The organism is Microbacterium sp. APC 3901, assembly GCF_030407765.1.
GTDB lineage: Bacteria > Actinomycetota > Actinomycetes > Actinomycetales > Microbacteriaceae > Microbacterium.
This window is the reverse complement of sequence record NZ_JASDCU010000013.1, coordinates 1-25,748: the sequence shown is the minus strand read 5'-3', so window position 1 is coordinate 25,748 and position 25,748 is coordinate 1. Positions and strand designations below refer to the sequence as shown.

Sequence of the window (25,748 nt, the reverse complement as noted above, 5' to 3'; positions counted from 1 at the left end):
GGAATACCGCACCGCATCTATGCGTTCGAATACACCATGAAGGCTTTCGGATTCCTCTCCTTCGGGCACTATGCAGACGTGCCCGGTTCGGCGACCCGCACCGCGGGAGACATGCTGAAGCAGACCATCGAGATCGCGGAGGGTGCCGACGAGATCGGCGTGAACGGCGCCTCGGTGCGCGTTCACCACTGGGCTCGCCAGGCGGCGTCGCCCATGCCGCTGCTGTCAGCCATGGCTGCGCGTACGAAGCGCATCGAGGTCGGCACCGGCGTGATCGACATGAGGTACGAGAACCCGTTCCAGTTCGCTGAGGAGGCGGCGGCACTCGACCTGATCGCCGACGGTCGCATCGCGCTCGGCGTGAGCCGTGGGTCACCCGAGACGGCTCTGCGCGGATACGAGACCTTCGGCTTCCACGACGAGGAGGACCCCGAGCGCGGCAGTGTGATCGCGCGCGAGAAGTTCGACCTCTTCCTCCGCGCCATCGACGGCGAGGGTCTCGCCCCCGGCGACCCCCGTATGGTCGGCGCCGGGCGCTACCTCGCGATCGAGCCGCAGTCGCCGACTCTGCGCGACCACATCTGGTGGGGCTCCGGTTCACGGGCCACGGCTGAGGAGACCGGCCGCAAGGGCCTCAACATGATGAGCTCCACTCTCCTCACCGAGGCGACGGGAGTGCCGTTCCACCAGCTGCAGCGCGAGCAGATCGACCTCTTCCGCGCGGCGTACAAGGAGGCCGGTCACACCGGCGCACCGCGAGTTTCGGTCAGTCGCAGCGTCTTCCCGCTGGTATCCGACATGGACAGGGCGTACTTCGGCCTGCGCAGCGAGGAGAACGCCGACCAGATCGGCATCATCGACGGCTTCCGCTCGACGTTCGGCAAGACGTATGCGGCCGAGCCCGACGTGCTGATCCAGCAGCTCTTGGCTGACGAGGCCGTCATGTCGGCAGACACCCTGTTGCTGACGATCCCGAACCAGCTGGGGCCCGCCTACAACCTCCACGTGCTCGAGGCGTTCGCGACGCACGTCGCCCCGGCGCTCGGCTGGAAGCCGAACACCGAGGGCCCTGTGCAGGGCGATCCGGTCTGATCACGCTCGCACGCTGAATCACACGGAGAAGGGGCGGATGCGTACGGCATCCGCCCCTTCTCCATGCTCCGAACCGGTGGACTCCGCGGCGACTGAGGCCTGCGCCTCGAAGACAGGCGGGCCGGTCAGGCAGGGTGGACGACGCGGAAGCGCTCGCAGATGATCGGCATGTCGGCCTCGAAGCCTCGGGGGCTCTCGGAGTGGGCGCGCCAGTACCGTTCGTGTGATTCGCGCCAGTAGGTGAGGGTGCGGTCTCCCTCCCCTTCCGAGTGCGCGTGCTCTTCGGTGACCTCGTCGAAGGGCACGGTGCGGACATCGGTCGTCTCGAGCACGGCGCGCGGCACACCGGATCCGTCGAGGATGATGCTCAGCTCACCGACGTACGGTTCGGGATCACCCGTCTCGTCGTAGTCCCACTGGGAAGAGGCGGTGCCGGTCTTCACCCCGTCGAGAACCAGTGCCAGCAGAGCGTCGGCATGCGCGGGCGTCGCCCCGAAGGCCCAGGCGCCGGGCGTCTGCTCCGGAAGCGCGGGATTCTCTGCGCGGACGTGGTTCCAGAAGGCGGTGAGCACGGCGCTGTCGGTCATGCGGCAAGCCTATTGCCGCGGCTACGTCGAGTCGGCTGGGCCGAACAGCTCCTCGCCGTGCTCGTGCAGCAGACGGTAGGCGTCGGCGAACGTCTCGGGCTCGGGTTCTCCCGGCTTGCCGTACTTGGCGATGAGCAGACCGAGCAGACCGCGAGCGGGCGGAGTGAGCGGCTTCATCTCGGTGGGATCGCCGGGCTTCGGCTCAGCGCGCTCGGGATTCGGGGGCGTGTACGCGGGTGTCGTGACGGGCCAGTCGGCCGGATGCCGGGGCTGGTCGAGGTTCACGGCGGTGAACAGCGTGTTCGCCGACTGGTCGCGATCGTTGAGCGGCTTCAGACCGTGCAGGCGCGAGAGAGTGGCCGTGACCGACCCGTGGTGCATCTCGTCGTGGACGACGGTGCCGCGCTTCGTATAGGCCGACACGGCGACGGCCGGCACTCGGCATCCGAGTCGATCGAAGGTGAAGCCCATCTCTCCCGCCTCGGTGTCTTTCGTCGGCTTCGTCGCCGAGGGAGGGGGCACATGGTCGTAGCAACCGCCGTGCTCGTCGAAGGTGATGAGCAGCAGGGTGTTGACGGCGTTGGAGCCCGTCGGCGACGCGCTGGTGCGCACGGCCTCGTAGATGTCGTGGATCAGCCGATCGCCGGCCCGGACGTCCGAGATCGCACTGTCGTACACGGCTTCGCCGTCGACCTCGCTCTCGCGCGGCGCGCCGAACGGCGGGTGGAAGTCGTTGTGGTCGTAGACCATGCGCGGCTCGATGAACGCGTATGCCGGCAGGGTGCCGTTCTTCGCATCCGCGTAGAAGTCCTCCATCGTGCCGAAATGCTCGGTGCGCCAGTACTTCTCGAGAACCGCGGCGTGCAGCATCCCGGTGAACGACACCAGCTGCAGCTTGTCGATGTAGATCTTCCAGCTGACCTTCTCGTCTTCGAGCCGGTTGAACACCGTCGGTGCCGCGGGCGCATCGAGCCACTTGCGGTACCCGCCGCCCGCCTGGTTGGTCACGAAGCCATGAGAGGTCGACGCGTGGAAGAACGACCGGTTGCAGAACGTCTGCGACGGCACCGCCGCGTACCAGTGGTCGAACACCGCGAACCCGGAGGCGAGAGTCGACAGCACGGGCAGCATCTCAGGAGAGAAGGAGCCCATGATGTGGGCAGCCTCATCGGGGCGGGGCTCGACGCCCTTGCGCAGACGGCGGAAGTTGATGATGTAGTCGTCGAGGAACCCCGACATCGTCGCCTTCTCGCCGTGCGTCGGTGCGTTGAACGGTGCCGACATCTCGTCGACGAACAGGTCGGCGTTGCCTTTCGGGTCGACCGTGCCGAAGATCTGCGTGTTGACGTGCGGATACTCCTCGCCCGGATCGGGGTCGGGCAGGCTCATGATCCGGTCGGTGTCGCCCGTGTAGACGTGCGCGTCGACGACTGTGCCGTCGGCTGAGGTGTTGCTGTGCGTGCCGAACGCGAGACCCTCGAACTTCTCGCCCTTCGGAAGCGTCTCCGTCGAGTACAGGTACCCGAGCAGGTTGTCGAACGAGCGGTTCTCGCCCATCACCACGACGAGGTGGTCGAACCCGGGCTCGCTGCGCGGAGTGAGTGCGGCGAAGGGATCGGGGGCAGTCGCGAAGCCGTTGCGCTGATTCGCGACGTTCGCACCGATCGCCGCGCCTCCGGCACCACCGATCACGGCACCGGCCAGCGCGGCTCCGCCCATCTTGAGGAATCCCCGCCGCGAGGGCACAGGCGCTGTGGGGGGATCGCTCCGTTCTCCGCTCACGATGCCGATCCTAGGCCGCGGAGGCTGCGAGCACGAGATGCTGAACGCCGCACCGCTACGGTGGGGGCATGAGCTACGCAGGAGAGTCCTCGATCGACGCGCGCGTTCGGGCTGTCAACGCCGATTTCGGCCGTCGCCAGACGCGGCTGTTCATCACGTTCGCGCTGGTCGAGGGTCCGGTGCTGCTTCTCCTCGCTGTCGCGATCTACGGCTTCGAGGTCATCGACCCCGAGATCGGGATCTGGTTCATCGTTGCGGTCGCCGTGATCGGCGGGTTCCTGATGAGCATGCTCCTGATGCGGCTGATGCAGGCGAGAGTTCGCGCGGTCGCGCAGGCCAAGGGCGAGAACCCTCTGTTCTGACGCCCTGCCTCGACTCACCCGACGCCGACGGATGACACCCGCACCCCGGTACGCTGGAACCCATGCTCAACATGGCTGACGGCCTCGTCCGTCTCGGCGCGCTCGCCGAGAATCCGGTCGTCCGCACCCTCGCCGAGGCCTTCGAGGCAGCGGGGTTCGACCTGGCCGTGGTCGGCGGCCCCGTGCGTGACGCGCTGATCGGCAGGCCGACCCACGACCTCGACTTCACGACCAACGCGCTGCCGGACGACATCCTGCGCATCGTCAAGCCGATCTCGACCGCCCAGTGGGACATCGGACGCGCGTTCGGCACCATCGGCGCGCGGGTGCAGGGCGAGCAGGTCGAGGTCACGACGTATCGTGCCGACAGCTACGACGGGGTGACGCGCAAGCCGACCGTCGAGTTCGGCGACACGATCGATGCGGATCTGCACCGACGCGACTTCACCGTCAATGCGATGGCGCTGCTGGTTCCGGACGTGAAGCTCGTGGATCCGACCGGGGGAGTCGAAGACCTCGTCGCCGGCGTCCTGCGGACACCCGCCGACCCTCACGTGTCGTTCGGCGACGACCCGCTGCGGATGCTGCGCGCTGCGCGCTTCAGCGCTCAGCTGGGTTTCCATATCGACGACGACACATCCGATGCGATCGCACAGTTGCGAGCGACCCTCGAGATCGTGAGCCCCGAGCGCATCCAGTCGGAGCTCGTGCGGCTGATGCAGACCGATGATCCCGTGCGTGGTGTCCGCGTGCTGGTCGACACGGGGTTGATCGAGCAGTTCCTGCCCGAGGTGAGTGCTCTGCGCCTCGAGGTCGACGAGCATCACCACCACAAGGACGTCTACGAGCACTCGCTGACAGTGCTCACGCAGGCGATCTCTCTCGAGCACGCGCGCAACCCGGGCGCAGAGCCCGATGTCGCCCTGCGCATCGCGGCCCTGCTGCACGACATCGGCAAGCCGCGCACGCGCAAACTCGAAGACGGCGGCGTCGTCACGTTCCACCACCATGACGTCGTCGGCTCGCGCATGGCACGCAAGCGTCTGCAGGCGCTGCGGTTCGACACCGATACGACCGAGGCGGTGTCGAAGCTGATCGAACTGCATCTGCGGTTCTTCGGCTACGCAGAGGGCGCCTGGACGGATGCCGCGGTGCGGCGTTACGTGCGCGATGCGGGCGACCAGCTCGAGCGCCTGCACATCCTCACCCGCGCCGACGTCACCACGCGCAACAAGCGCAAGGCGGGGCGGCTCGCGTCGGCGTACGACGACATCGAGTCGCGCATCGCGGCGCTGCGAGAGCAGGAGGAGCTCGACTCCATCCGCCCGGAGCTCGACGGCAATCAGATCCAGGACATCCTCGGGATCGCGCCCGGTCGCGAAGTCGGTGAGGCCTACCGATTCCTGCTCGAGCTGCGTCTCGACGAGGGCGTCATCGGAGCGGATGCCGCCGAGCAGCGCCTCCGCGAATGGTGGGCCGCCAGGGCCTGAGCTCATCGAGCAGCTCGACTCCCTGACGGCCCGCGCGCAGCGCGCCCATGAGGGGGGTCCCCCCAGTCGAACGCCCCCTCACGGCGAGGAGCCGCATCGGCTCCTCTGTCGCAGACGTCCGAGGACGTGTGCCGTGTCGCGCCCCACGCGCGACCGAGGTCACGTCGCACGAGCGGCGATCACGTCGCCTTTCGAGCCACAGCGACCTCCCGAACATCCTCTCGGCTCTCGTCGATGCGCCTGACCACGGCAGGGGCCTTCCGCATCAGCCCGACGCGTTCTGTCCGTTTTCCGTCGCTATTCCGACTCGTCGATCTCGACCGTCGCGTGCGCGGCGCGCCAGCGAGCGGGAGGAACCCCGTGCACGTCCTGAAAGGCGCGTCGCAAGCTGCGCGGACTGCTGAAGCCGCTTCGCCGGGTGATCTCGGTCGCCGTGAGGCGCTCCACTCCGAGCATCAGCATCGCGGCCACCCCGACGCGATGATCGCGGATCGCATCCTGCACCGAACGTCCGTCGCGTGCGTACGCCCTCTGCAGCTGGCGTGCCGAGACGTGCAGCGAGTCAGCGAGGGTGTGCAGTGTGAAATCCATCGAGTGGGCCTGCTCCGAGATCGCGAGATCGGCACGCTCACGCAGAAGATCGAGCGGATGCCCGGCTCGGATCTCCTGATCGGTGGGGTCGTCAGGTCGGCTCGGCGGGATGTCGGCGACGAACTCACTGTGCATGACCTCGTCGATCTCGGATTGGCCGGCGAAGCTCTGTCGGGATGAGAGAGCGCTGCGCACCCGGGCCACCGATCGGAGCCGAGAGCGAAGCTCTCGCAGCGAGAACGGTTTGGCGAGATAGTGCGCGACGCCCAGCATCCGCATCTGCGCGACGCTGCTCGCCCTGCGGTCTGCCGTGACGGCGATGACATCGACATCGTCACCGTGATGCGTGCGCAGCAGGCGCAGAACATCGATTCCCGAGATGCCGGGAAGCTGCAGGTCGAGCAGGACGACGTCGGGACGGTCGCCCTGCACCATCTCGACGGCAGCCTCCCCTGTGGACGCGATGCCCGTCACGATGAAACCGGGGGTCCGCTCGACGAACATCCGATGCAGCTGCGCGACCATCGGGTCGTCGTCGACGATCAGTACGCGCAGGGCAGCCATCGCCCGACCTCGAGCGGCGCGACGGGGCCTGTTCGCATGATCCCTCCGATCCCGACGATGCACCTCGCTCATCTGCATCGATCTGATGGGCCGAAGTGTGCACCGCGAGGGTTCGCCTCGGGGTGTCACCGCGCCCCGGGGCGTCGCTCGGGTCGCGAGAGGCCGTCAAGGTCGCACCAGCAGGTGTCTTCGTGCATGTTACGGACTCTGGCGCGAAGTGCCGGTATACCAGTTAAGGCACCTGTGCTCGGGCGGAATATCGCGGGTTCCGCCCGCGGCATCCGGCTCCTACACTGGGGTAACGCTCCACCGACGACGAATGGAGACGCTGTGGTCGCGTCGTGGCAGGTGTCACGTGATGGTCCTCCTGAGGCCTCTCGTCTGCTGATCGAGCGCGCACATGAGGAACTCATCGCCGGCAACCTCGACGACCATCGACTGCAGCAGGTGCGTCCTCTCGTCCGTGAGTCCTGGGTTCGCTCGTGGAGAGGGCGGGTCGCGCCCGAGGAGGCCCCGCGCATCGAGCTCGTGACCGAGGAGCTCGATGCCTATCGACTCGCGCATCCGCTGGCATCCGCCATGGACATGATCCGTGCGCTGCTCCTCCCCGGCACTCCCGAGGAGTCGGGGGTCGTGGTGGCGGTCGGCGATCAGGCCGGTCGGCTGCTGTGGATCGAAGGCGACCGGCAGCTGCAATCGCTGACCGAGGGCATGGGATTCGTCGCAGGAGCGAACTGGGCAGAGGATGCCGTGGGCACCACCGCCCCCGGCACCGCGCTCGAGCTCGGTCAGTCGGTGCAGATCCGCGGAGCCGAGCACTACAACCGACTCGTGCATCCGTGGTCGTGCACCGCGGCGCCCGTGCGCGACCCCGAGACGCGGCGGGTGCTCGGGGTGATCGACGTCACGGGCGGAGACGACGTCGTCTCGACTCAGGCACGGCTGCTGGTGGATGCCACGGCGCGCGCCGTCGAGTCCGAGCTGATGGTGGCGCGGCTTCGAGCGCGCAGCGACGCGCCACGCCCGACGACCTTCTCGTCTCGCGCCAAGCCCACGACCCGCGCGACCCTGCACGTGCTCGGGCGGGACAGAGCGCGCCTCGAGTCCGAGACCGAGCTCGAGGAGTCGATGATCGAGCTCAGCGCTCGCCACGCCGCCATCCTGCTGATGCTCGCGGTGAACCGGCAGGGCCTGTCTGCCGAGCGCCTGAGCGAGCTCGTCTACGGACCCGACGCATCCGCCGACACTCTGCGCCCTGAGATGGTGCGCCTGCGCAAGGTGCTCGAGAAGCACGCGCCCAGCCTCGTTCCCGAATCCCGGCCCTACCGACTGACGGTGCCCCTCGAGACGGACGCGCAGGACGTGCTCTCGCTGCTCGACCGAGGCGCGCATCGAGTCGCCCTCACCGCCTATCGCGGCCCCGTGCTTCCCGAGTCGACCTCGCCCGGTGTGGAGGAGTTCCGAGAGTCGGTGCGAGCGGCGCTGCGCGAGGTGATGCTGTCGGAAGCGAGCCTCGACGTGCTCCTGGAGTACGCCGACATCCCGGAGGGGCAGGGGGATGCCGCGGCTCTCCGTCTCGCTCTCGAGATGCTGCCCGCCCGGTCGCCGAAGCGCGCCGGACTGGTCGCGCGCATCGAACGCATCGAAGATCGCTGACCCACCTTTCGAATCGCGCGATTGGTTGCATTCCGACCTCGGATCGGGTCATTCACGCGATTCGAAAAGGTGCCGGCGTGACGTGCAACCGTTCGCAACGTTGCGCATCGGAGCGCAACCTCCGCCGGCCTACCGTCGGAGGACAGCCGCAGCACCGACGCCGTGGCCCGTCGAAGGAGTTCCGATGACGATCGTCGAAGAAGACGTGTCCACCGCCCCCGCATCCTCCGCGTACGCCGCCCCCGGTCAGCCGGGCGCTGTCGCCACCTACCGTCCGCGGTACGGTCATTACATCGGCGGCGAGTTCGTGGATCCGGTCAAGGGCCAGTTCTTCGACAACGTGAGCCCGGTCAACGGCAAGCCGTTCACCGAGGTCGGCCGCGGCACCGTCGAAGACATCGACCGTGCCGTCGACGTCGCCTGGAAGGCGTTCGCGAGTTGGGGCAAGACCAGTCCGGCCGAGCGCGCGGTCGTGCTCAACCGGATCGCCGATCGCATCGAGCAGCACCTCGAGGAGATCGCCGTCGCCGAGACGTGGGAGAACGGCAAGCCGGTGCGCGAGACGCTCGCCGCCGACATCCCCCTCGCGGTCGATCACTTCCGCTACTTCGCCGGCGTGCTCCGGGCGCAGGAGGGCGGCATCAGCCAGCTCGACGAGAACACCGTCGCGTACCACTTCCACGAGCCGCTCGGAGTGGTCGGCCAGATCATCCCCTGGAACTTCCCGATCCTGATGGCCGTGTGGAAGCTCGCACCGGCGCTCGCCGCAGGCAACTGCGTGGTCATCAAGCCGGCGGAGCAGACCCCGGCATCCCTGCTGTTCCTCTTCGACATCATCGGAGACCTGCTGCCGCCCGGTGTCGTGAACATCGTCAACGGCTTCGGCATCGAGGCGGGCGCACCGCTCGCGCAGCACAAGCGCATCCGCAAGGTCGCCTTCACGGGTGAGACCACGACGGGGCGCCTGATCATGCAGTACGCCTCGCAGAACCTGATACCCGTGACCCTCGAACTCGGAGGCAAGAGCCCCAACGTGTTCTTCGAGGACGTCGCTCGCGACACCGCCGACCCGTTCTACGACAAGGCGCTCGAAGGCTTCACGATGTTCGCGCTGAACCAGGGCGAGGTCTGCACGTGCCCGTCGCGGGCGCTCATCCAGCGGTCGATCTACGACGGCTTCCTCGCCGACGGTCTCGAGCGCGTCGGCAAGGTGATCCAGGGCAACCCGCTCGACCCCGCCACGATGATCGGTGCCCAGGCGTCGAACGACCAGCTGGAGAAGATCCTCAGCTACATCGACATCGGGAAGCAGGGCGGCGCGCGACTGCTCGCTGGTGGCGACCGCGTCGACCTCGGTGGAGATCTCAGCGAGGGGTACTACGTCGCACCGACCGTCTTCGAGGGCACCAACGACATGCGCATCTTCCAGGAGGAGATCTTCGGGCCGGTGCTGTCGGTCACCTCGTTCGACGGTTTCGACGATGCGATCTCGATCGCGAACGACACGCTCTACGGTCTCGGTGCCGGGGTGTGGAGCCGCAGTGGCGACACCGCCTATCGGGCAGGGCGTGCGATCGAGGCAGGTCGCGTGTGGACCAACACGTATCACCAGTACCCCGCGCACGCCGCGTTCGGTGGATACAAGCAGTCGGGCGTCGGGCGCGAGAACCACAAGATGATGCTCGATCACTACCAGCAGACCAAGAACCTCCTGGTCTCGTATGCAGAGGGCCCGATGGGCTTCTTCTGAGTTCGACCCCGGGCGGGCGCTGCACCCTCAGCGTCCGCCCGGAACCATCTGCCCTCGAACCACCCCAGGAAGGCGCGGACCATGGTGAGCATCGGCACCTATCAGCGGGTCGACGTGACGGATGCCGCGGCATCCCTCGTCCGCGATCTCACTGTGCAGCATGGACCTCTGATGTTCCATCAGTCGGGCGGATGTTGCGACGGCTCGTCGCCCATGTGCTACCCGGTGGGGATGTTCATCACAGGACCGGGCGATGTGCTGCTGGGCGCGCTCGACGTCGGGCTCGACGCCCCGGTCGAGGTCTTCATGTCGGAGTCGCAGTTCGAGTACTGGAAGTACACGCACCTGACGATCGATGTCGTGCCTGGTCGCGGTGCCGGCTTCTCGGTCGAGGGGCCGACGGGGATGCGGTTCCTGATCCGCTCCCGGATGCTGAACGATGCGGAGCTCGCGTACTTCGGGCTGGCGGGTTCGGCGGGCTGACGGCGCTCGGTGCGACCGGCAGCGCGATTCGTCTGGTTACCATGGGCCGATGTGGTGGACGGATGAGGAGTGGGCAGAACTCGTGGACCCTGAGCTCTGCGGGATGTGCGCCGACGCTCATCTGCCGGAGAACGAGCACAGCATCCTCGTTGCCTCCACAGACGCGACTCGCATCCGTCTGGTGCGAAACCAGGCGCATCCCGGCTACACCGTGGTCATCCTCCGCGAGCATCTCACCGACCTCGGTCAGCTGGACGCCGCTCAGCTCAGTGCGTTCTGGCGCGATGTCCAGCGCGCGGGCCGGGCCGTCGACACGGCGTTCGACCCGCGGAAGATCAACTACCTGGTGATGGGGCATCGGGCACCGCATCTGCACTGCCACGTGTTCCCGCAGCACGTCGCGGATGACCCCCTGCAGAACGTGGACATCTCGGACGGACCCCTGTATCTCCCTGACGCGGAGCTGGATGCGTCAGTGTCCGCGCTGCGAAGAGGGTGGCAGGCGAGCGCCTGATCGGACTCAGCGGGGGAGGCGCGGAACCGCGTCGACCAATGCCCGCGTGTACGGGTCGTGCGGGGCATGAAGCACGGATGCCGTCGCACCCTGCTCGACGACGCGCCCGTTCTGCAGCACCACCGTGCGGTCGCACGCCGAGGCGATGGCCGTGAGGTCGTGCGACACCATGATGAGCGACAGGCCGTTCTCGCGACGCAGCCGATCGAGCAGTTCGAGCACCTGCACGCGTGTCGTGACGTCGAGTGCACTGACCGGCTCGTCGGCGAGCAGCACGCGAGGCCGGGAGACGACGGCGCGGGCGATGGCGATGCGCTGGCGTTGCCCGCCCGAGAACTCGTGGGGATACCGGCGGGCGGTGTCGGCGGGAAGCCCGACCGATTCGAGGGATTCGGCGATGCGGCGCTTCGCGTCGGCGCCGGAGGCGAGGCCGAGTGAACGAAGGGGCTCGCCGATGATGCGGTCGATGCGCTGACGGGGGTCGAGCGACGAGTACGGGTCTTGGAAGACCGGCTGCACGCTGGCACGGAAGCGACGCATCTGGGCGCGGTCGCGCAGCGACAGGGGCACGCCGTCGAACAGCACCTGTCCCTCTCGCGGCGCCGAGAGCCCCAGCAGCAGACGCAGGATCGTCGACTTGCCGGCACCCGACTCGCCGACGAGACCCAGGGAGTCGCCGTCGTCGAGGCTCAGCGACACGTCGTCGAGCACCTGACGGGATCCATAGGCGAAGCCCGCACCGCGCAGTTCGAGAAGGCTCATCGCTCGCCCTCCGCGGCGTCGAGGAACGCGTCGAGTGCGCGGGCGCTGTCGACCAGCATCCGGGTGTACGGCTCTGCCGGGCTCTGCAGCACCTGCGCGACCGCACCCTCCTCGACGACCAGCCCGTCGCGCAGCACGACGATGCGATCGACCATGCGCGAGACGACGGCGAGGTCGTGGCTGATGAACAGCAACGCCATGCCACGGTCGGCGACGAGTCGCTCGAGCAGGGAGAGCACGGCATCCTGCACCGTCACGTCGAGCGCCGTCGTCGGCTCGTCGGCGATGAGCAGCTCAGGGCGCGCTGCGAGGGCGATCGCGATCGCCACGCGTTGCCGCTGACCGCCTGAGAGCTCGTGTGGGTAGGCGCGCGCGATGCGCGGATCCGACAGCGCCACCTCGTCGAGAGCACTCGTGACAGCCGAACGCAGCTCCGTGCCCCGCAGCCCGAGATGACGGCGCAGCGGCTCGGCGATCTGGCGGCCGACCCGCATCAGCGGATCGAGCGCGGTGAGCGGCTCCTGGAACACGATCTGCGCGACGGGTCCTCGCAGTGGGCGGAGGTCGACATCCCGAGCACCGACGACCTGATGCCCGTCGAGCAGCACCGAACCGGATGCATGCAGAGAGTCGGGAAGCAGCCCGGTCACCGCGAGCGAGGTCAACGACTTGCCTGACCCCGATTCACCGATCAGCCCGAGGCGCTCGCCGGGCTGGAGCGAGAACGAGACGTCGCGAACGAGTGCGCCGGATGCCGAGCGCACGATGAGGCCTGAGACGTCGAGGATGCTCATCGGCTCCTCCTGCGGGTCGGGTCGGCGAGGTCGCGCAGGCCGTCGGCGAGGAAGTTGACCCCGAGCACGAGGGCGATGATGGCGATGCCGGGGGCGATCGCGCCGACCGGAGCGGTCAGCACGGTGCCCTGCGCCTCCTGCAGCATGCGACCCCACGACGCGTTGGGCGGCGGTGCGCCGAGTCCGAGGTACGACAGGCTCGCCTCGGCGAGCACGGCGGCACCGAACTGCAGCGCGAGGCTGACGGCGAGGGTCGGCGCGATGTTCGGCAGCACATGCTGGAACACGATGCCCAGCGTCGAAGTGCCGCTGGTGCGGGCGGCGGTGACGAACTGCTCCTGCAGCACGCGGCGCGACAGGATGCGGGTGAGTCGCGCGACGACCGCCGACATCGCGAGACCGATCGCGAGGACCGCAGACCAGAGCGAGGCGCCCTGCACAGCGACCACGAGCATCGCGAGCAGCAGCACGGGGAACGCGATGACGACGTCTAGCCCGGCCGAGAGCGTGTCGTCGACCCAGGGGCGGGAGAACGCGGCGATGAGGCCGACGACGGTGCCGAGCACGGCGGCGATGGCGACCGAGCAGGTGCCGACGATCAGCGCGATCCGTGCACCCCACATGAGCTGCGACAGCAGGTCACGGCCGAGTCGATCGGTGCCGAGCAGGTGCAGGGCGCTCGGCCCTTCGAGGCGACCGCCGCTGGTGTCGGCGAGCGGATAGGGCAGCCAGAACAGCGAGACCAGGGCGATCAGCACGATGGCGCCGGTGAGCACGAGTCCGATCAGCAGAGTCGCCTTCGGCCGCCTCCGCACGGGGACGGAACCGGTTATCAGCTGCTCGGCGACGCGGCTCATCGGTTGCCCGAGACGCTCGTGCGCAGACGCGGATCGATCAGGCGCTGCACGATGTCGGCGGCGAAGCCGACGAGCAGCACGAACAGGGTGCTGACGACGAGGACGCCCTGGATGACCTGGAAGTCGTGCTGCTCGATGGCCGACAGCAGCAGACTGCCGAGGCCGGGGAGGGTGAAGACGCTCTCGACGACGACCGCGCCGAGCAGTGTCGTCGACAGCTCGATGCCGAGGATCGCGACGACGGGTACTGAGCCGTTTCGCACGCCGTGACGGATGAGTGCTTCGGCCGTGCCGGATCCGCCGGCCCGGGCGGTGCGCAGATAGTCGCTGCCGATCACGTCGAGGGTGGCGGACCGCACGTAGCGGCTGAGGGAGGCGCTCATCACGATCACGATGGTGATCACCGGCAGGGCGAGCGAGCGCAGCGCGTCGGCCGGGTCCTCCCAGTCGTCGCGCGGGAATCCGCCGGAGGGCAGCAGGCCCAGTCCGAGTGCGAAGACCCACACGAGCACGACGCCCACCCAGAAGACGGGAACCGCGACGCCGAGCTGTGCGAAACCGGAGAGGGCGATGCCGTACCAGCGGTCGGACTTCACGGCGGCCGTGATGCCGATCACGAGCGAGACGAGCAGGGCCACCGTGAAGGCGATGAGAGTGAGGGGGAGAGTCACGGCGAGGCGATCGGCGATGTCGGGGCCGACCGGACGAGAACTCAGGAAGGACTCTCCGAGATCGAAGCGCAGCAGCTGCCCCGCCCAGGTGGTGAACTGCTGCAGCAGCGGCTGGTCGGATCCGACCTGCGCGCGGGCTGCGGCGATCTGCTCGGGAGTGGCGTTCACCGAGAGCAGGGCGTTCGCCGGGTCACCGGGAAGCAGCCGCAGCAGCACGAAGATCGCGATCATCGCGACGATGAGCGAGACCACGAGGAACGCGAGGCGGCGCAGCAGGTAGGCGAGCATGGCTTCTCAGGATGAAAGAGGGGGATGCCGACGCGCGGCATCCCCCTCGCGCGTCAGGACTTGACGATGTCGTAGGCGAAGAACTGCGAGTTCAGGCCGTTGACCGGGTAACCGCTGAGGTCGCTCGACGCGACCACGATCTGCGGATACAGGTACAACCATACGCTCGCGGCATCCTCGGCGATCTTCTCGTTGACCTGCTTCAGCAGGGCCGTCTGCTCGTCGGTCGTCGCAGCCTGCTCGGCCTCGGCGACCCACTGCTGCACCTGAGCGTCGTTGTAGCCCCAGTAGAAGTCGGGGTTGCCGTACCAGACCACGTCGCGGTCGTTCACGTGCTCCTGGAGGGTGGCCTCGAAGTCCTGCTCCTTGAACACCTTCGTGTACCACTCGTCGGCGCTGATCGTGTTGATCTCGACCGTGATGCCGACCTCGGCGAGCTGTGACTGCAGGAACTCCGCCACGGCGGGGTGCGGGTCGTAGCTCGGGGTGTCGAGTGTGAACGTGAAGCCGTCGGCGTAGCCGGCCTGAGCGAGCAGATCCTTCGAGAGCTCGACGTCGTACGGGTTCACCGAGGTGAGGTCTTCGTACCAGGGGTCGGTCGGCGGCACCATCGAGCCGATCAGCGTGCCGTAGTCGCCCCAGATCGACTCGAGGAGCTTCTGGGTGTCGACGGCCGAGTAGATCGCCTTGCGCACGAGCGCATTGTCGAAGGGAGCGACGCGGTCGTTGAACGCGAGCAGCTCCTTCGTGGTCGAGGTGCCCTCACTGATCACGTAGTCGTCGCCGGAGAACTGCGCGAGCGAATCCGGGCTCTGCACGCTGGTGATCACGTCGATCTCGCCTGTGGCCAGAGCGTTGTTCTCAGCGGTCGCGTCGGTGAAGTACGTGTAGACGACCTCGGCGTTCTTGGCCGGCTCGCCCCAGTAGTCGTCCCAGCGCTCGAGCGTCAGGGTCGAGCCCTTCTTCCACTCGTCGAGCGTGTAGGGGCCCGTGCCGTCTTCCGATCCGGTGATGTCGCCGGCCTCGTCGTTCACGACCCAGACGTAGCTGAGGTTGTAGAGGAACGAGATCGACCGCTGCGACAGCGTGAAGACGACTGTCGTGTCGTCGGGCGTCGCGATGTCGGCGATGGTCTTGAAGCTCGACTTGCGTGCCGAGACCGAGTCTTCAGCGGTGACGGCCTCGACGCTCGACTTCACGTCGGCGGAGGTCAGTGGGTCACCCGAGTGGAACGTCACGTCGTCGCGCAACGTGATCGTGTAGGTGAGCCCGTCGTCGGACACCTGAGCGTCCTCGGCGAGAAGCGGTTCGACCTCGCCGTCGTCGGTCAGCCGATAGAGGCCCTCGTAGACATTGCCGGTCAGCGCCTCGGTCACACCCTGGCCGCCGCCCTGGGTGTTGCTGAGGTTGGTCGGCTCGTACAGCGAGCCGATGAAGATCGTGGCGTCTTCGCTCGCGGCGTCGTCGGTCGCGCCCGACGCGCATCCGGCCACGAGGGCGAGCGTGGCCACGGCGCCGAGCGCGCCGAGGATGCGGGTTCTTCTCATGAGTGCTCCAGGGTGAGGGGGTGCGGCGTCACGCCGCGTAGATGTCGAAGCCGTCGCGGAAGACGACATTCTTCTCGCCTGCTCGGATAGGCAGGGGGAAGCGGTTGGATGCCGGCGGCAGCGGGCAGTTGTACTGGGCGCTGAATCCGCAGGGCGGCACGAAAGCGCGGTTGAAGTCGAGGGTCACGGATCCCGCGTCGTCGCGCAGCTCGACGAACAGGAAGCGACCGGATCCGTAGGTCTCCGAGCCGTTGGTCTCGTCGCCGAACACGAGCAGCAGCGTGCCGCCGTCGTCGAAGGCCGCCAGGGTGTACTCGCGGCCGTCGAGCGCGAAGTGGATGTCGCCGGGGACGACGAGTTCCCGGGTGCCGCCGTTGTCGCGGATGTGTTCGAACGACACCCGCCGCTCACCGGACACCGGGGTGAAGTGCCCCTCGAGCACCCACGCGGGGTCGTAGACGTAGGTGTCGATGCGGTCGAAGGCGCGGATCGCGGGCGCCTCGGCATCCCACAGGCGCAGCCCGTGCTCGGCTTCACCGGTCTCGATGTTCGTGCGCTGGATCGGCGTCACGGTCACCGTGTCGGACGCCGCCTGCTGCTCGGCATCCAGATCGGGCGCCTCGCCCGTCCAGCGGGTCTCGATCAGAGCGAGGTTTCCGGTCGCCGAGGTGACGGAGGCGCGACGCTCGGCCTGCCACTGGGTGTGATCTTCGAATTCAGACATCACCTTCAATTCTCTTGCATGCAGAAAGAGGTGGGGCCGGGTCCGTCACTCTGGGTAATGCGCGACGTCACGGGGGACAGGGCCTTTCCGAGCATGCACGAATGCCGCGTCAGAAGGGGGCTGCAGGCCCTCATTTCGCACGTTTTCGGACGCGATGCAACGCGTTCGGTCGAGTCGCTGAAACGCAATGGAATGCAACGTATGCCGGTATACCATTACTCATATACGCGCAGAGTCGTCAGTCCCCAGCTGACCCGCGCGTACGGACGGTTCGACCGTCCTGCGGAGGGAGTGTCAGATCTCCTTCTGATCCCGAGGGGGGATGGGGTGGGAACGCTGATCCCCAGTCAGCACCCACCCCCACAACCCACCCTCGGGGGTTCGCGTTCAGAAAGATCTGGACCAGAACCAGAACGCCGCGAAGCCGATCAGGACGACGATCGGCACCCACGGGAAGCTGCGCTTCAGTCTGCGTCCTTCGTGGGCGACGCCCGGCGGCGGCGACAGCAGGCCGACCGGCGGAGCGAACGGAAGGCGCTCGTTCGCAGGCCGGGCTGAGGCTGCCGGGGAAGCGGATGCCGCAGCCGTCGGATTCTCGACGAGCAGACGCTCGTCTCTCCAGCGCTCCCACTGATCGAGCTTCGTGATCAATGCGCCGACGGCACCGAACAGCCAGGCCCAGGTCGCAGGGTCGAGCGTCGACACCCTGCGCTGCGTATAGAGGAACATCCAGTCGTCGACGATCTCGACGTCGAGCTCGGCGGCGTTGTCGATGAACCGGGCCATGATGTCGGGCGTGAACAGATACAGCGCGTCACGTTCGTACCCCTCGGGGCAGTAGAGCGTGAAGTACTCGTCGAAGTCGCCTTCGAGCGACAGCCGCTGCTCCTTCTGGAAGGACGCCGGCAGGTTCGACCCGAATCCGTTGTTGCCCTTGGCATCGAGCACGATGTTGGGCAGCGGTGCGTCGAGCTTCACCGCGACGTAGCCCCAGCGATAGGTGGTCGAGCTCTTGCCGCGCTTCACCGTGTATTGGTAGTTGCCGAACTCGACGAACCTCGGCGTCGTGCCGCGCACGAGATCGGTCGACATGCGCGAGCCGCCGAGGCTGAAGATCATCCCCGGCAGCGAGGGAGCGGTGACTCGTCCCTCGTACGACATGCCGTTCGCCTGTGCGAAGCGGTGGAGGCGGTAGCGGGTGACGCGGGCGCGACGCCAGCCGATGACACCGCCGACGGCGATCATGACCGCGATGACGCCGAAGATCACCAGCGGGACTGTCGCGAACCCGGATCCGCCGGGCGTGGAGACGATGCTGACGATGGTCATGAAGACCACAGGGACCACGACGAGGGCCATGAGAGAGATGACGACGATCGCGAAGATGGTCGTGCCGCGCGTGCCGCTGGATCCACGGGCACGCAGCTCGGCCGCGAACGCGGTGACCGCCTTCGGATCGACCGGGTCGGTGAGAGGAGCAGCGTCGAAGGTGGGCCCTGTCTGCGGCGGTGGTGTCGTCATCGATTCACCTCGTCGGCATCCCAGGTGAGGTCGGCGTTCTCGGGGATCGGGAACGCCTCGAGCCGCTCGTCGGCGCAGATCGCGGCGACCAGCTCGGTCGACCCGGCCACGATGGTCGAGTCGTAGTCGATCTCGCTCACCATCACCCAGGCGTGGTCGTCGGGCCACAGGATGCTCGGGGTCTGCGCGGACGGCTCGAACCCGTGCTCCTCGGCCGGGCGGTCGCGCCAGGGGACGTCCAGCACCCAGTCATGACGCGTGAAGTCCGTGATGGCTCCACGAAAGAGCACGTGGTCCCGCTCCGGCAGACGGAATCGTGGGCCCTCCGAGATCTCGCGCGCCAGGATGCCCTCCTGCCAGGTCTGCTTTCGGAAGACGTTGTTGAACGGATCCTTCACGCTGCGATCGAGCATCGCCTGATGATTCGGGTCGTCGCTGAATGTCAGGAAGGCGCGGGACGGGCCGTGCCCCATGTGACCGACCAGACCGCCCCGGCCCTCCCAGAGCGCCGCGAAGCCGGCATCCGGAGTCGCGGTGTGGGTAGTGAGGTGCCCGGCGATCACTGAGAGCATCTCCGGAGAGACTTCGCCCTCCATCGGACCCGTGAACTCTCGGCCGTCGGGCGACAGCCGCAGGTTCCAGTCGGCATCGGGTGGGGTGCGGACGATGCGCTGCCACTGCGCCAGCGGATGCAGCGTGGTGCCGAAGGCGGATGCCGTCTCGGCCCAGGTCGCAGGCTCATCGATGAACCGATCGAACAGCGCCTGCCGCTCCGCCTCCGGCATCGCGTCGTACTCGTCGTAGGTCGGCACCGGCCGGTCGGGCAGTGAGCGCACGATGGCGGGGTGCAGGATGCGGGCATAGGCCGGAAAGCCGTGGGGAACGACGGCGTGCATCGTCGCGTTCCATGGATCGTCGAGGCGCTCGCGCAGCCAGTCGCCGGCCGAGGTGTCAGACATCCAATGCATGCGACCCACGGTACCTGCGAGATATCGGATAACCCCTTCGCGCGGCGGAGGCGGCGGAATATGCGGGGGGAAGGAGAGGCTCGTCGAGCTCGAACGGCGTCAGACAAAACGCCGCGGGCGCCGAGGGCCAGGCATGTTTCGTCTCGCCCGATCTACCCGGCGAGCGGGCTGGGAAGACGCTTGCCGACAGGGCTTCAGCGCACCCAAGAGCGCCCTCCATAATCGGAGGGTGAGCTCGACTGCAACCATTCCCTCGCTCGATGGCCGCCGGTTCCGGATGGTCTCCTCCACCACCTCGGCGGTCGACCCCGAATCGCCCAGCGAGTTCGTCTACCGGGAGAAGGACGGTGCGATCTGGGGCGATTACTCCGGTGACACCGTCACCTTCGGACGCTTCGTCGGCACCCGCACCGGCGACACCATCTGGGTGTCGTTCGTGCACGTGCTGGTCTCAGACGGCGCCGTCGTGACCGGAGACGGTGAGAGCCTGCTCGAACTCACGGACGACGGTCGCATCCGACTCGTCGAGCACTACGAGATGCACGGACTGCCGCAGCTCAGTGTGTGCGAAGAGGCCGCAGCCGCCTGATCAGCGCGGCGGAAGCATGTCGCGACCCGGCGTCGCCGGCGTCCATCGCGTCATACCCAGGGGCGTCGCCAGATCGCGTTCCGGCAGGTCGCTCGGCAGCAGGAACGAACGACGGATCACCTCGTCGAGCACGACCACGCTGACGACCGTGCGCACCTCGGGCAGCTGCGCGACGACGCCGGTCGTGAACTCGTGCACGCCGCTCACATCGACGGCGCGGATGAGCAGCATGGCGTCGTGCTCGCCCGTGGTGATGGCGCACCACTCGACGTCGGGCATCTCGAGCACGCTCTCGCGGAACGACGCCCAGGCCTGCGGGTGCACGGTGACGAACACGAGTGCGCCGATCGACAGTCCCGCCTTGGACTGGTCGACCCGGGCACTGAACCCGGTGATCACACCGTCCTGCATGAGCGTCTCGACTCGCGTGTAGGCGTTCGCGCGGGAGATCCCCACTGTTTCGGCCAGCGCGGCGATCGAGATGCGACCGTTATCGCGCAGCGTCTCGAGGATTCTGTATCCGATGTCGTCCAGCGGGGCGGCACTTCGTCCAGATTGCTTCGCGGCTTCGTCGCTCTTGGTGGACACAATGCTCCTCATGGGCGGGGTCTTGGACAGACTGTGATGACGTCTGCATTCTTGCTGGACACATAGTCCCATACAATGCGAATCTGATCACCGGTCGTCCACCCGGCGTCGACCGAACCCGATAAAACTCCTCGCCCCTGGAGGCCCATATGTCGTCACGTCGCAGCACGTCCGTCATCGCGATCGGAGCTGTCGCGCTCTTCGCTCTCGCCGGTTGCTCCGGTGGCAACTCGGCGAACAACGGGGGAGAGTCCTCCGGTTCCGACTCGCTGGTCATCGACACCGCGTTCTCGATCGAGACCGCCGACCCCGGCCACACCTACGACCCGACCGGCAACATGATCGCGAAGGCTCTGTACGAGACTCTCGTCGACTTCGAGGGCTCTGATGTCTCGACTCCCGTCCCCGGCCTCGCGTCGTGGGAGCAGAACGACGAGGCGACCGAGTTCACCTTCACGCTCGAGGGCGACCGCGTGTTCTCCGACGGCACGCCGATCGAGGCGAAGGACGTCGTCTTCACCCTGCAGCGCATCCAGGGCATGACCGATGCCAAGCCGAACTTCCTCCTGGGCGGCCTGACGATCACCGAGGTCGACGAGAAGACGATCTCGATCACCTCCGAGACGCCGCTGCTGCAGCTTCCCGCGATCCTCGCCAACCCCGCGCTCGGCATCGTCAATTCCGACGTCGTGATCGAGAACGGCGGAACGATCGACGGCACCGACAGCGCGCAGGAGTTCCTGGACGGCACCTCAGCCGGCTCCGGTCCGTTCGTGCTCGACACGCTCGACCTCTCGTCGCAGGTCGTGCTGACCAAGAGCGACGAGTACAACGGCGATGAAGAGGCCGCCTACGGCCGCGTCGTCGTGCGCAACGTGTCGGAGAGCGCGACGCAGCTCGCCAACCTCAAGGGCGGCGACTCGATGGTCGCGATGGACCTCAACGGCGACCAGGTCTCCGGACTCGGCGACGGACTGACTGTCGAGTCGGTGCCGTCGGGCCAGACGATCTTCCTGCTGCTCAACCAGTCCGAGGCCGTCGCGGGTGAGCTCGCGAACGTCAAGATCGCCGAGGCGATCCGCTACGCACTCGACTACGACGCGCTGCTCGAGCTCGCAGGTGCGGGTGCTGTGCAGGCGACCGGCGTGATCCCGCCCGGATTCGAGGGCGCCCTCGACACCGGTGTCGAGCAGGACCTCGACAAGGCCGAGGCCGCTCTCGCCGAGGCCGGCTACACGGGTCAGACCCTGAAGCTGCAGTTCCCGAACGACTACCCGGTCGGCGGTGTGGAGTTCACTCCGCTCGCCGAGCGCATCCAGGCTCAGCTCGAGGATGCCGGCATCGCCGTCGAACTCGCTCCGGCCCCGTTCGCCACCGAGCTCGACGCGTACGTCAACGGCACCGAGGGCTTCGGCCTGTGGTTCTGGGGTCCTGACTACGCGGACTCCGCGAACTTCCTCCCGTTCGCCCCCGGTCTGAAGGTCGGTCTGCGCGCGGGATGGGCTGCCGAGGCCAACCCCGAGATCGCGGGGATCGCAGCCGGTGCCGCGGCCGCGACCGACGAGGCGCAGCGCAGCGAGGCCTTCACCTCGTTCGCCGAGGCGATGCAGGCCGAGGGCCCCTTCGTGCCGCTGATCGTGCCGGGTCGCAACATCGCCACGGCGGATGCCGTCACCGGCGCCGTGTACAACTCGGTGTGGGAGATGGACATCGCCGAGATCACGCCCGCCGGCTGATCGGGGTTCGACTCATGACGACGGTGGCCGTGCGACGGCAGGCTCAGCGTCGCAGGTCGCCGCTCGTCGGATACCTGCTGCGCCGGATCGGCACCTCGCTGCTCCTTCTCGTGGGGGTCACGATCGTGACCTTCGCTCTGACGAACCTCGTGCCCGGCGACCCCGTGTCGGCGGCACTGGGCGAGGGGGCATCGCAGAACCCCGAGACGCGCGAGGCGTTCATCAAGGCCCAGGGTCTCGATCAGCCTCTGTTCGTGCAGTACTTCATCTACATGGGCAACCTGCTTCGAGGAGACCTCGGAACATCGCTGGTGACCGGGAGACCGGTCACCAGCGACCTGGCCACCGCGGTGCCGGCGACGATCGAGATCGCGATCGGCGCCATCATCCTCAGCCTCGCGGTGAGCGTCGTGCTCGGAACGCTCGCGGCCTACCGTCGCGGTCTGGTCACCGACCAGGTCATCCGTGTCGTGACGCTGATCGGACTGAGCGTCCCGACGTTCTGGCTCGCGCTGGTCAGCTTCTATGTGTTCTTCCTGGAGCTGCGCATCGCGCCCGGTTCCGGTCGCATCTCTCCGTCGATCACCCCGCCTCCCCGCGTCACGGGCCTCTACACCGTCGACTATCTGCTCAACGGAGACGGCGTCGGTTTCGCCGACGCCCTCGCGCACCTGGCTCTGCCGGTGATGGTGCTGTCTCTCGTGACGATCGGTCTGCTCACGCGCTTCATCCGCACGTCGGTGCTCGAGGTGCTCGGCAGCGACTACGTGCGGGCGGCTCGCGCCAAGGGGCTTCCCGCGATGCGGGTCATCCTCGACTACGTGCTCCGGGGTGCATCCCTGCCCATCCTCACCGTCGTCGGCGTCGCCTTCGGCTCGCTGCTCTCGGGCACCGTGCTCGTCGAGTCGGTGTTCGCGTGGCCGGGTCTGGGCACCTACGCCTACAACTCGGCGGCGAACCTCGATCTCCCGGGCATCATGGGTGTCGGTCTCGTCGTCGGATTCATCTACCTCCTCATCAATTTCGTCGTCGATCTGCTCTACGGCGTCCTCGACCCGAGAGTGAGGATCGCATGAGCCGCATCGACTCGGCATCCGGCGCCTGGCGGTTCCGGTTCCGCTGGCCCCGCGCCTGGCGCACGCCCCTGGGCGTGATCGGCACCGTCATCGCCGGAGCATGGATCATCGTCGCCTTCACCGCGCAGTGGTGGGTGCCGTACGGCCCGAACGCCCAGGTGCTTCCTCGTCTGCAGGCGCCGGGCATCGACACACTGCTCGGCACCGACGGCAACGGGCGGGACATCTTCTCCCGTCTGATGACCGGCGCGACGGTGAGCCTTCCCCTGGCACTGATGCTCGTGATCGCGGCGATGATCATCGGAACGGTGATCGGCGCCGTCGCCGGGTACTTCGGCGGCTGGGTCGATGAGACGCTGATGCGCATCACCGACCTGTTCATGGCGTTCCCGACCGTCATCCTCGCGATGGTGGTGGCTGCGTCCCTCGGACCGTCGCTGTTCAACGCGGTGATCGCGGCGATCGTCGTCTCGTGGCCGCAGTACTCGCGCGTCACCCGCAGCATCGTGCTCGGCCTCCGCGGGCAGAACTACGTGATCGCGGGTCGCCTGCTCGGCCACTCGCCGCTGCGGACGCTGTTCATCGACATCCTCCCGAACATCGCCGGCCCCGTGCTGGTGCTGGCGACGCTCGACATCGGCGCGGCGATCCTGCTGCTCTCCGGTCTCTCGTTCCTCGGCCTCGGCGCGCAGCCGCCCACCGCCGAGTGGGGCTCGATGATCTCCGCCGCCATGCAGAACTTCGACGCCTGGTGGCTCGGGGTCTTCCCCGGTCTCGCGATCCTCACGGTGGTGCTCGCCTTCAACTTCCTCGGTGACGCCATGCGCGACATCCTCGACCCGACGGCCGAGGTCACGCACGAGAAGCAGGCCGAGCATGTCGCGTCGGCGAAGGGGGCGGCAGCATGACCGCCTCGGCTCCGCTGACAGTCCTCAGCATCCGCGACCTGACGATCGAGATCGGTCGTCCGCTCGTGCACGGCGTCTCGCTCGACCTGGAGGCAGGTCGCATCCACGGCCTCGCCGGAGAATCCGGATCAGGCAAGACGCTCACGTCGCTCGCTGTGCTCGGGCTGCTCCCTCGGCAGGCACGCACCGGCGGGTCCATCCTGCTCGCGGGGGAGGAGCTGGTCGGCATGCGCCGCCGGGCCCTCAACCGCATCCGGGGCACACGCATCGCGATGATCTTCCAGGACCCCTCGGCGTCGCTGCACCCGCAGCTGCCGATCGGTCGACAGCTCACCGATCACATGCGCGTGCACCTCGGCCTGCGCGGCGAGGCTGCGAAGGCCAGGGCCATCGAGCTGCTCGAGACCGTGCAGGTACCCAACCCGGATGCCGCACTCAAGCGCTACCCCCACCAGTTCTCGGGCGGGCAGCGGCAGCGCATCGCGATCGCCTGCGCTCTCGCATGCGACCCCGAGGTGCTGCTGGCCGACGAGCCGACCACCGCGCTCGACGTCACCGTGCAGGCCGGCATCCTGCGTCTGCTGCGCGACCTCGCGACAGAGCGCAACCTCGCCGTGCTGCTCGTCACGCACGACCTGGGCGTCATGAGCGCGATCGCCGACGAGGTGGCCGTGATGAAGAACGGACAGATCGTCGAGCGGGCCGACCGCGCGACGCTGTTCCGCGACCCGCAGCACGAATACACCCGCACGCTGCTCGCGGCCCTGCCGGGGTCGAAGCTCGAGATCGCCTCACCGGATCCCGCTCTCATCGATCCGGTGATGTCGGATGCGGCCGTGAAGGATGCCGAAGAGGAGGCCGCAGATGAGTGAAGTCGCCGTCCTCGACGCGCAGGGCGTTGTCGTGCGCTACCCCGGGAGCCCCCCGGTGGTCGCCGTCGACGGCGTCTCGCTGACCGTCGCACCCGGGGAGACCGTCGCGCTCGTCGGCGAGTCCGGCAGCGGCAAGTCGAGCCTCGCCCGCGCGGTCGTCGGCATCGAGAAGCTCGCCGGGGGAGAGGTGCGCTTCCGCGATGCGCCCGTCAAGCCGCTCGGCATCCGGCGCCGCGACCTCGCGCTCACCGGCATCCAGATGGTGTTCCAGGATCCGTCGACGTCGCTCAACCCGCGGCGCCGTGTCGGAGACCAGATCGCCGACGGCATCGCCACCGCTCGCGCCCGCGGCGCCGAAGGGTCGACCGTCGCGGAGTGGCTCGAACGGGTCGGGCTGCCGATCGACGTCGCGACGCGCTTCCCGCATCAGTTCTCGGGCGGTCAGAAGCAGCGGCTCGCGATCGCGCGGGCGCTCGCCGCACGGCCGTCGCTGCTCGTCGCCGACGAGCCGATCTCGGCCCTGGACGCATCGACCCAGACGAGCGTCGCGGGGCTCATGCGCGACCTGGTCGCCGAGGCCGGTGCGGGAATGCTCTTCATCTCGCACGACCTTGCGGTCGTCCGGCGCATCGCCGACCGCACCTTCGTCATGTTCGCCGGCCGGGTGCTCGAAGCGGGGGCCACCGATCGTGTGTGGTCTGCGCCGCAGCATCCGTACACTCAGGCGCTGCTCGCAGCGATCCCTGAGCCGGACGGAACAGGCCGCATCCCCGTCGCACCGTCGACGAACGAGCGCATCGTCTGGTCGGAGATCGCCCCCGTCATCGACTGACCTATGCTCCGGCGCTCGTGCGCTCGTGCGCTCGGGAGGAGATCTGCCCGTCGGGAGGAGGGATGGGCGTGAAGCATCCTCCCGTGGCGCAGTCCTCCTCCCGTGGTGCGGTCCTCCTCACGTGGCGGAGTCCTCCTCCCGTGG

The 25,748-nt window shown here is 67.8% G+C and carries 25 protein-coding genes; 13 read left to right on the top strand and 12 right to left on the bottom strand.

The window, feature by feature from the left end; all coding sequences use genetic code 11:
- Positions 1-36 precede the first annotated feature (36 nt).
- Positions 37-1,092 (top strand): LLM class flavin-dependent oxidoreductase, encoded by a 1,056-nt coding sequence (locus QMA07_RS12870; protein ID WP_290162469.1) that lies wholly within the window; start codon positions 37-39, stop codon positions 1,090-1,092.
- 125 nt (positions 1,093-1,217) lie between these two features.
- Here the strand turns inward: QMA07_RS12870 and QMA07_RS12865 are convergent, their stop codons facing one another.
- Positions 1,218-1,679: an ASCH domain-containing protein gene (locus QMA07_RS12865; protein WP_290162467.1), complete on the bottom strand. Its 462-nt coding sequence runs from the start codon at positions 1,677-1,679 to the stop codon at positions 1,218-1,220.
- Positions 1,680-1,700: 21 nt separating this feature from the next.
- Positions 1,701-3,461: an alkaline phosphatase family protein gene (locus tag QMA07_RS12860; RefSeq protein WP_290162465.1), complete on the bottom strand. Its 1,761-nt coding sequence runs from the start codon at positions 3,459-3,461 to the stop codon at positions 1,701-1,703.
- A gap of 68 nt (positions 3,462-3,529) precedes the next feature.
- Here QMA07_RS12860 and QMA07_RS12855 point away from each other — a divergent pair, with 68 nt between their 5' ends.
- Both QMA07_RS12855 and QMA07_RS12850 read left to right on the top strand, forming a co-directional pair.
- Entirely contained in the window at positions 3,530-3,823 is a 294-nt protein-coding gene (locus QMA07_RS12855) for a hypothetical protein (RefSeq protein WP_290162463.1), read from the top strand.
- 62 nt (positions 3,824-3,885) lie between these two features.
- On the top strand, positions 3,886-5,313 hold the full coding sequence (locus QMA07_RS12850; protein WP_290162461.1) for a CCA tRNA nucleotidyltransferase: 1,428 nt from the start codon (positions 3,886-3,888) through the stop codon (positions 5,311-5,313).
- Between the two features lie 297 nt (positions 5,314-5,610).
- Here the strand turns inward: QMA07_RS12850 and QMA07_RS12845 are convergent, their stop codons facing one another.
- Positions 5,611-6,468, bottom strand: coding sequence for a response regulator (locus tag QMA07_RS12845; RefSeq protein WP_290162459.1), 858 nt, complete (start codon positions 6,466-6,468; stop codon positions 5,611-5,613).
- 330 nt (positions 6,469-6,798) lie between these two features.
- Between QMA07_RS12845 and QMA07_RS12840 the strand changes: the two genes are divergently transcribed.
- The 4 genes from QMA07_RS12840 to QMA07_RS12825 all read left to right on the top strand — a co-directional run bounded on the left by QMA07_RS12840 (position 6,799) and on the right by QMA07_RS12825 (position 10,871).
- Positions 6,799-8,124, top strand: coding sequence for a GAF domain-containing protein (locus QMA07_RS12840; RefSeq protein WP_290162457.1), 1,326 nt, complete (start codon positions 6,799-6,801; stop codon positions 8,122-8,124).
- A 184-nt stretch (positions 8,125-8,308) separates the two neighbouring features.
- Positions 8,309-9,874, top strand: a complete 1,566-nt coding sequence (locus tag QMA07_RS12835) for an aldehyde dehydrogenase family protein (protein WP_290162455.1) — start codon at positions 8,309-8,311, stop codon at positions 9,872-9,874.
- A gap of 81 nt (positions 9,875-9,955) precedes the next feature.
- Positions 9,956-10,357, top strand: a complete 402-nt coding sequence (locus QMA07_RS12830; RefSeq protein WP_290162452.1) for a DUF779 domain-containing protein — start codon at positions 9,956-9,958, stop codon at positions 10,355-10,357.
- A gap of 49 nt (positions 10,358-10,406) precedes the next feature.
- Positions 10,407-10,871 (top strand): HIT family protein, encoded by a 465-nt coding sequence (locus QMA07_RS12825; RefSeq protein WP_290162451.1) that lies wholly within the window; start codon positions 10,407-10,409, stop codon positions 10,869-10,871.
- 6 nt (positions 10,872-10,877) lie between these two features.
- Here QMA07_RS12825 and QMA07_RS12820 read toward each other — a convergent pair whose 3' ends face one another.
- From QMA07_RS12820 to QMA07_RS12785, 8 genes are all read right to left on the bottom strand, one after another.
- The gene (locus tag QMA07_RS12820) at positions 10,878-11,633 is read right to left on the bottom strand and encodes an ABC transporter ATP-binding protein (RefSeq protein ID WP_290162449.1); all 756 of its coding nucleotides are present in this window, start codon (positions 11,631-11,633) and stop codon (positions 10,878-10,880) included.
- Complete coding sequence (locus tag QMA07_RS12815; RefSeq protein WP_290162448.1) at positions 11,630-12,427, bottom strand: ABC transporter ATP-binding protein; 798 nt, start codon at positions 12,425-12,427, stop codon at positions 11,630-11,632. Before QMA07_RS12815 ends, QMA07_RS12820 begins: the two co-directional genes overlap by 4 nt.
- Complete coding sequence (locus QMA07_RS12810) at positions 12,424-13,284, bottom strand: ABC transporter permease (RefSeq protein ID WP_290162447.1); 861 nt, start codon at positions 13,282-13,284, stop codon at positions 12,424-12,426. Before QMA07_RS12810 ends, QMA07_RS12815 begins: the two co-directional genes overlap by 4 nt.
- Positions 13,281-14,243: an ABC transporter permease gene (locus QMA07_RS12805; RefSeq protein WP_290162446.1), complete on the bottom strand. Its 963-nt coding sequence runs from the start codon at positions 14,241-14,243 to the stop codon at positions 13,281-13,283. Before QMA07_RS12805 ends, QMA07_RS12810 begins: the two co-directional genes overlap by 4 nt.
- Before the next feature lie 53 nt (positions 14,244-14,296).
- The gene (locus QMA07_RS12800) at positions 14,297-15,790 is read right to left on the bottom strand and encodes an ABC transporter substrate-binding protein (RefSeq protein ID WP_290162445.1); all 1,494 of its coding nucleotides are present in this window, start codon (positions 15,788-15,790) and stop codon (positions 14,297-14,299) included.
- A gap of 28 nt (positions 15,791-15,818) precedes the next feature.
- On the bottom strand, positions 15,819-16,514 hold the full coding sequence (locus QMA07_RS12795) for a DUF1684 domain-containing protein (RefSeq protein ID WP_290162444.1): 696 nt from the start codon (positions 16,512-16,514) through the stop codon (positions 15,819-15,821).
- 387 nt (positions 16,515-16,901) lie between these two features.
- Positions 16,902-18,035 (bottom strand): hypothetical protein, encoded by a 1,134-nt coding sequence (locus QMA07_RS12790; protein WP_290162443.1) that lies wholly within the window; start codon positions 18,033-18,035, stop codon positions 16,902-16,904.
- Entirely contained in the window at positions 18,032-18,994 is a 963-nt protein-coding gene (locus QMA07_RS12785; protein WP_290162442.1) for a hypothetical protein, read from the bottom strand. The genes QMA07_RS12790 and QMA07_RS12785 overlap by 4 nt, the downstream gene beginning before the upstream one ends.
- Before the next feature lie 238 nt (positions 18,995-19,232).
- Here QMA07_RS12785 and QMA07_RS12780 point away from each other — a divergent pair, with 238 nt between their 5' ends.
- Positions 19,233-19,592 (top strand): hypothetical protein, encoded by a 360-nt coding sequence (locus QMA07_RS12780; protein WP_290162441.1) that lies wholly within the window; start codon positions 19,233-19,235, stop codon positions 19,590-19,592.
- Here QMA07_RS12780 and QMA07_RS12775 read toward each other — a convergent pair whose 3' ends face one another.
- Positions 19,593-20,180, bottom strand: coding sequence for an Lrp/AsnC family transcriptional regulator (locus QMA07_RS12775; RefSeq protein ID WP_290162440.1), 588 nt, complete (start codon positions 20,178-20,180; stop codon positions 19,593-19,595). It abuts the gene before it with no gap.
- Positions 20,181-20,329: 149 nt separating this feature from the next.
- On the opposite strand from QMA07_RS12775, the gene QMA07_RS12770 reads away from it, so the two are divergent.
- Genes QMA07_RS12770 through QMA07_RS12750 form a run of 5 tightly spaced genes read left to right on the top strand, consistent with a single transcriptional unit; the run spans position 20,330 to position 25,604 of the window.
- Positions 20,330-21,916 (top strand): ABC transporter substrate-binding protein, encoded by a 1,587-nt coding sequence (locus QMA07_RS12770; RefSeq protein WP_290162438.1) that lies wholly within the window; start codon positions 20,330-20,332, stop codon positions 21,914-21,916.
- Between the two features lie 14 nt (positions 21,917-21,930).
- Positions 21,931-22,992: an ABC transporter permease gene (locus tag QMA07_RS12765; RefSeq protein ID WP_290162436.1), complete on the top strand. Its 1,062-nt coding sequence runs from the start codon at positions 21,931-21,933 to the stop codon at positions 22,990-22,992.
- A complete protein-coding gene (locus tag QMA07_RS12760) occupies positions 22,989-23,900 on the top strand; it encodes an ABC transporter permease (protein ID WP_290162434.1) in 912 nt (303 codons plus the stop codon). The genes QMA07_RS12765 and QMA07_RS12760 overlap by 4 nt, the downstream gene beginning before the upstream one ends.
- Entirely contained in the window at positions 23,897-24,772 is an 876-nt protein-coding gene (locus QMA07_RS12755; protein ID WP_290162432.1) for an ABC transporter ATP-binding protein, read from the top strand. The genes QMA07_RS12760 and QMA07_RS12755 overlap by 4 nt, the downstream gene beginning before the upstream one ends.
- Positions 24,765-25,604, top strand: coding sequence for an ATP-binding cassette domain-containing protein (locus tag QMA07_RS12750; RefSeq protein ID WP_290162430.1), 840 nt, complete (start codon positions 24,765-24,767; stop codon positions 25,602-25,604). Before QMA07_RS12755 ends, QMA07_RS12750 begins: the two co-directional genes overlap by 8 nt.
- Positions 25,605-25,748 lie beyond the last annotated feature (144 nt).